The sequence below is a fragment of the Pantoea sp. CTOTU46764 genome (genome assembly GCF_031974595.1).
In the GTDB taxonomy this organism is placed as follows: domain Bacteria; phylum Pseudomonadota; class Gammaproteobacteria; order Enterobacterales; family Enterobacteriaceae; genus Pantoea; species Pantoea trifolii.
Map to the genome: position 1 here is coordinate 1,134 of NZ_DALYOQ010000113.1, position 6,304 is coordinate 7,437.

At 57.7% G+C, this 6,304-nt stretch carries 6 protein-coding genes; 4 read left to right on the top strand and 2 right to left on the bottom strand.

Annotated elements, in window-relative coordinates; genetic code table 11:
* Window positions 1-352, bottom strand: a 352-nt coding sequence (locus RTM06_RS22315) for an ATP-binding cassette domain-containing protein (protein WP_312184743.1), incomplete at its 3' end; no start/stop codon positions are given.
* A 194-nt stretch (window positions 353-546) separates the two neighbouring features.
* Between RTM06_RS22315 and RTM06_RS22320 the strand changes: the two genes are divergently transcribed.
* The 3 genes from RTM06_RS22320 to RTM06_RS22330 are packed head-to-tail and all read left to right on the top strand — an operon-like array spanning window position 547 to window position 3,737.
* Window positions 547-1,620, top strand: coding sequence for an ABC transporter substrate-binding protein (locus tag RTM06_RS22320; protein WP_312184744.1), 1,074 nt, complete (start codon window positions 547-549; stop codon window positions 1,618-1,620).
* A gap of 10 nt (window positions 1,621-1,630) precedes the next feature.
* On the top strand, window positions 1,631-2,638 hold the full coding sequence (locus tag RTM06_RS22325; RefSeq protein ID WP_312184746.1) for an ABC transporter permease: 1,008 nt from the start codon (window positions 1,631-1,633) through the stop codon (window positions 2,636-2,638).
* Between the two features lie 49 nt (window positions 2,639-2,687).
* Window positions 2,688-3,737: a PLP-dependent cysteine synthase family protein gene (locus RTM06_RS22330; RefSeq protein WP_179452737.1), complete on the top strand. Its 1,050-nt coding sequence runs from the start codon at window positions 2,688-2,690 to the stop codon at window positions 3,735-3,737.
* Window positions 3,738-3,777: 40 nt separating this feature from the next.
* Here RTM06_RS22330 and RTM06_RS22335 read toward each other — a convergent pair whose 3' ends face one another.
* On the bottom strand, window positions 3,778-4,836 hold the full coding sequence (locus RTM06_RS22335; protein ID WP_312184747.1) for an ABC transporter substrate-binding protein: 1,059 nt from the start codon (window positions 4,834-4,836) through the stop codon (window positions 3,778-3,780).
* 200 nt (window positions 4,837-5,036) lie between these two features.
* Here RTM06_RS22335 and RTM06_RS22340 point away from each other — a divergent pair, with 200 nt between their 5' ends.
* The gene (locus tag RTM06_RS22340; RefSeq protein ID WP_312184748.1) at window positions 5,037-6,185 is read left to right on the top strand and encodes an acyl-CoA dehydrogenase family protein; all 1,149 of its coding nucleotides are present in this window, start codon (window positions 5,037-5,039) and stop codon (window positions 6,183-6,185) included.
* Window positions 6,186-6,304 lie beyond the last annotated feature (119 nt).

Here is a 6,304-nt window from a genome sequence, read left to right on the forward strand (position 1 = left end):
CGCGCAGCGGGCGGCTCTCTCCGCGAATCTGCAAACCGAGGCCGACGTTGTCATAGACGGTGCGCCACGGATAGAGCGTGGGATCCTGAAACACTACCACGCGCGAGGGATCGGGCGCGGTGATCGCTTTGCCCTCTTCCGCCAGTAACCCGCTGGCAGGCGGTTCGAGCCCGGCCAGCAGACGCAGCAGCGTCGATTTGCCGCAGCCGGACGGCCCCAGCAGCGCGACAAATTCACCGGCCTCTACCTGCAAATTAATATTCTCCAGCACCGGTAAATCTTCGCCTTCTAAGGTGAAGTGATGATTCACCTTCTCAATCGCAATATTAACGCCCGCCGAGGTTGAGGCCATATTTTCGCTCCTGCTTGATATGCTAAGAAATAAAGCATAATCCGCGACCTTCCCGCAGCGAAATAGCCATTACGGCAAACCTATCCGCAAATATTCATAATGAAAAACTGCATGATGTCATGCGGGATTGTTATTTGGTCGCGCTAATTGCCTTTGCCATAGTGCCTGTGAACTTTATCTACAAGGAAGGCAGGATGGCATTTCAACAATTCTCTCTGAGCCGCCGCGCATTATTACGCGGGCTGGGTCTCTTCAGTGCCGGCGTGGCGGTGAATCCGTTGCTGAGCAGCAAGGTGTTTGCCGATGATAAATCCCTCAAGACCATCAAACTGGCCTGGGGACAAACTGCAGTATGTCAGTCACCGATTTCGGTAGCGCTGAAGCAAGGTTTCTTTAAAAAGTACGGTTTGAATGTTGAGCCAGTGAACTTTAGCGGCCCAACCGATGCGCTGTTACAGGCGATTGCCACCGGCCAGGCCGATGGCGGCATTGGCATGGCGCTGCGCTGGCTGAAGCCGCTGGAGCAGGGTTTTGATGTTGATCTTACCGTCGGCACGCACGGCGGCTGCATGCGTTTACTCGCCCCGCAGAACAGCGGCATCCGCGATGTGAAAGATTTGGTGGGGAAATCGGTGGCGGTAAGCGATCAGGCCAGTCCGATTCGCAACTTCTTCGCTATTCAGCTGGCGAAACAGGGCATCGATCCCGACAAGCAGGTCAACTGGCTGCAATATCCACCCGACCTGTTTGGCGAAGCGCTGCGCAAAGGTGAAGTGCAAGCGCTGGCCACCGACGATCCGCAGGGCTGGCTGCTGAAGAAGCAGCACGATCTGGTGGAAGTGGATAACAACCTGAAAGGCGAATACGCCAGCCTCACCTGCTGCGTACTGGGGCTGCGCGGCTCACTGGTGCGTGACGATCCCACCACCGCGCGCGCCATTACCCAGGCGATTGTCGATGCGCAGCAGTGGACCGCCGAACATCCGGACGAGACGGCGAAAATCTTCCAGCCGTTTGTGCCGGGCTCCGTCGCAGTGGAAGACATTGCCGCGATGCTGAAAGAGCACACCCACAGCCATCACTCCACCGGCGTGCAATTGCGCAAAGAGGTGGCGGTGTATATCGATGAGCTGAAAAAAATCAACGTGATCCGCCCGGATACCGATGCGCAACGCTTCGCCGAGCACTATGTGCCGGAACTGCTGCCGGCAGAATCGGCCCATCAGCACGCCAGCAACATGGCGCACATGAGCAACATGTCCAGCTAAGGAGACGATTATGGCCAGTGAAACCCTGACGATTGCCCGCAACCGTGACGTGCCGCGCCGCATTCAACCGGCGGTTTGGGGTGCGCTTCTGCTGTGGTGGGCGCTGGTAGCGCTGATGGTGGCGGTACCGGATAAGCCGCAGGGTTTTGCCGCCCCGCGCTTTGTGAATGAAACGCACGAGTTGTTCGCCGCCATCGCGCTTATTCTCAGCGGACTGGCGATTACCTCAGGTCTGTTCCCACGATTGACGTTACTCACGCCGCTTAAGCGCAGCGGTCCTTGGCTGATTGTGCTGGCGCTGCTGATTGGCCTGTGGGAAACCGTGACCGGCAAACTGGCGCTGCTGCCCGCGCCCTTTTTCGCCCCGCCACGTGCGCTGGTGGAAGCCTACGCCACCGACTGGCCGCGCCTGCTGGATAGCGTGCTCAATTCGCTGCGTCTGCTGGCTTTCGGCTTTATCTACGGTAGCGTGGTCGGCTTTATTACCGGCGTGGCGATTGGCTGGTCGCGCGGCTTGGGTTACTGGGTGCATCCGATTCTGCGTTTCCTCGGACCGGTGCCTTCAACTGCGCTGCTGCCGCTGTCGCTCTACTTCTTCCCGTCGAGCTTCTCGGCGGCGGTATTCCTGATCGCGCTGGCGACCTGGTTCCCGGTGACGGTGCTGACCTGGTCGGGCGTTTCCAGCGTTGATACGCGTTATTACGATGTGGCGCGCACGCTGGGTGCCAATTCACTGTTCCTTGTGTTGCGCGTAGCGGTACCTGCAGCGCTGCCGCACCTGTTTGTCGGCCTGTTTATGGGCCTGGGCGCGTCGTTCTCGGTGCTGGTGGCAGCAGAGATGATGGGCGTGAAATCCGGGCTCGGCTGGTATTTGCAGTGGGCGCAAGGCTGGGCGGCTTACGCCAATATGTACGCCGCGCTGATTGTGATGGCGCTGCTGTTCTCTTCGCTGATCTCCCTGCTGTTCCTGGTGCGCGATCGCCTGCTGTCATGGCAGCGCAGCGCGGTGAAATGGTAATTCGTAGGGTCGCCACTCATGGCGACCGCCCCCACACATGAGGTCGATTATGGCTGCAAAAATTTCTGCTTCTATCACTGAACTGATTGGCAACACGCCGCTGCTGCGCCTGTCTCGCTACGCGCAGCAGCAAGAGATTCAGGCGGATTTGGTCGCTAAACTCGAACTGTTTAATCCCAATCACAGCGTCAAAGATCGCATCGCCCTCAGCATGATTGAAGCCGCCGAACGCAACGGCATTATCCAGCCCGGCGATACGCTGGTTGAAACCACCAGCGGCAATACCGGTATTGGTTTAGCGGCGATTGCGGCGGCCAAAGGTTACAAGTTCCGCGTTTACATCAATGATTTCGTCAGCATCGAACGCAGCCAGATTATTCAGGCGTACGGCGCCGAAGTGGTGCCGTTCAGCACCATTGAAGGATTTAAGGAATTCTACGACGCCAGCAACGGCGATTTTGTCGCCGCTACTAAATGGCTGGCCGAGCAGGTCACCGCAGCAGAACCGGAAGTGCATTTTCTGCTGCAGCTGGATAATCCGGCCAATCCGGCGGTGCATGAGCGCACCACCGGGCCAGAGATCTGGCGCGACAGCGGCGGCGAGCTGGATATCTTCATCGCCGCCGTCGGCACCGGCGGCACGCTCTCCGGCACCGGACGCTATCTCAAACAGCAGCATCCGGGTTTGCAGGTGATCGCCGTCGAGCCGGGCGTGGGTTCCCAGCCGAGCGAATTGCGTCCCGATCCGCTGGAGATCACCGGCGTACATGCGTTTAGCAACCAGACGCCGGAGCGCATTCCTGCCAATCTTGATCACCGCGTTTACGATGAGGTGATCGCGGTAGAAACCTGGCAGGCGTACACGGCGGCGCGGCAGCTGGCGCTGAGCGAAGGCGTGCTGGTGGGCGATTCGTCCGGCGCGGTGTTGTGGGCGGCACAACAGGTCGCGGCTCGACCGGAGAATCGCGGCAAGCGCATTGTGGTGTTGCTGGCCGACGGCGGCAGCAGTTATTTGACCACCCAGCTGTTCGCGCATCAGGTGCCAGCGGAATCGCTAAAGCTGGCGAGTGCCGTGCAAACCTCGAGGAAAATCGCCTAATCCCGTAGGGTCGCCATTCATGGCGACCTGACTTTTCCCTCTAAACCAACACGTTGCTGGTAATCCCTTTGGCAAACAGCAGTGGATCGGTTTCCGGTCGTAACACGTTGATCGCCTTCAAATCGCGCGCATACACGTCGATCTCATTCACAAATGCATTCCCCACCGAATAGTGTCCGTGCGTATGGGTTTTCAAAACGCTGGCGATCTCCTGCGGCGTGGTGTTGAGCGCCTGGCCGTTAAACTCACTGCCAATCGCTTCCGGATGTTTGGCCGCATAGGCATGTGCCTGCAAAATTGCGTGGGTGATTGCGGCCGCCACTTCCGGCTGTTCGCGAATCAAGCTGCCGCGCGTGCCCACCACACAGCAACTCAGTTTGGCGTACTCATCCATTAAATTGGTGCCAATCTCACGGTAGCCCGGCTTCTGGGTTAAGCGCCACATCACCGGATCGGAACCGCTAGCGGCCTGAATTTCGCCCTTCTCCAGCACCATCGGCAGCAAATCCTGTGGGAACACGCGCCAGTCGACATCGGTATTGGGATCGACGCCGTGCTTTTTCAGCATCAGCGAGAAGAAGTTTTTATCCGCGCCCGCCATGTCAGTAACGCCGATGGTTTTGCCTTTCAGCTGTTCCAGCGTGGTTGGCCCGCCATCACGCGCCAACAGGCGCATACAGCCGCCGTGCGTGCCCGCAGTAAGTTTCACATCAAAGCCCTGTTCCAGCGCTTTCAGCCAACGTAGCGCCATGCCGATGGCGGCTTCGGCCTTGCCGGTGGCGATGGATTCCAGCAGCAATTCGGTTGAGTTGCCGAAGTTAACAAACTCCACTTCCAGGTTGTGCGCTTTGAAGAAGCTATGCTGATCGGCCACCACAACCGGTGCAAGACAGATGGCGTTGAGATTCACCGCCAGACGCACATGTGTCGGCTTCGCCAGCGCCCATTTTCCTGGGCCCCCTTGCAGTAAATCGCCAGGCATCTGCATGCCCGCCATATGCTCTTCGGCAAACACGCGGCCCGGTAAGGTTGCCGCCATCGCCGCGGCGGCTGAATATCCCAGAAAATGCCGACGGGAAACTAAGTAATTATTTGGCATTAAATAACTCCCAAAAATAAATGCAGGTGAAGTTGCTAACCCTATTTAATGGGTTGCGTAGAAACAGCCATTGCAAATTAACACTTCAACCGGCGGCAGAATTATGCCGATTCCGCATGTATATAGCCGGTTTATTGCTTTTACAGCGGTGGTAGAAATGGAAACAATTAAGCCTGATTTGATCAGAGAATTAATAACGTATGGCAAATAACCCGCCCATTCTGACTGAAATATTGCCAGTGATTATTCAGGCTTTAGAAAAAGACGCTGAAGAGGTTGATCGCAGCGGCGAATTTCCCAAAACAGCTTTTCGTGTGTTGCAACAGCATGGCTTGCTGCACTTCGTATTGCCGACTGCGTCGGGCGGCAGCGGCGGCGATTTGCTGGCAAGCCAGGCGATTATCCAGGCCGTGGCGCGCAGCGAACCTTCTGCCGCGCTGATCCTCATCATGCAGTATCTCAACACGCGCCGCCTCGACGACAGCTCAAACTGGCCAGATGCGGTGCGACGTAAGGTAGCGGAGAGTGTGATTCGCGACGGTGCGCTGATCAATGCGCTGCGCGTCGAACCGGAATTAGGCACGCCCGCGCGCGGCGGATTGCCCGCTACCCGCGCACGCCGCACTTCTGAAGGTTGGCGCATCAGCGGTGAGAAGATTTACTCCACCGGCAGCTATGGGCTGAGCTGGTTTCTGGTCTGGGCCAGCAGCGACGATGCCGATCCGCTGGTCGGCGGTTATCTGGTGCCGGCCAACGCGCCCGGCATCCACATCATTGATGAGTGGGATCATCTCGGCATGCGCGGCACCTGTAGCCATCGCGTGGTGCTGGACAATGTGCTGATCCCGCTTGATCACGCGGTAAACGTCGCGCCCTGGAGTACGCCGCGAGCGGGTCTTAACGAAGAGGAATCGGTGTGGATGGCGGTGCTGCTCGGTTCGCTGTACGACGCCATTGCGAACAGCGCACGCGACTGGTTTATCGGCTTTTTGCAGCAACGCGTGCCGGCCAATCTTGGTGCGCCGCTGGCATCACTGCCACGCTTTCAGGAACTGGTTGGCCGCATCGATACGCTGCTATTTACTAATCAAACCCTGCTGAGCAGCGCTGCACAAGGCCACGTAGCCAGCGGGCATGCCGCGCAAATTAAACAGGTGGTAACCGAAAACGCCATTCGCAGCGTGCAGCTGATGGTTGAGAGCATCGGTAATCACGCGCTGACGCGCCACCTTCCGTTACAACGTCACCTGCGTAACGTGCTATGCGGCCGCATTCATACGCCACAGGACGACGCCATTTTCACTTCAGTGGGTAAATTGGCACTGTCTGCAGAGAGCAATTCATCATGACGCTGAAATTCATGAATCTGGTTGGGGAGGTCGCCATAAATGGCGACCCTACAGAGAAAAGGTTTCGTAGATACCGTCTTGCCAGTTATCTGGCAAGACATATTTCGGCGTCGAACGGG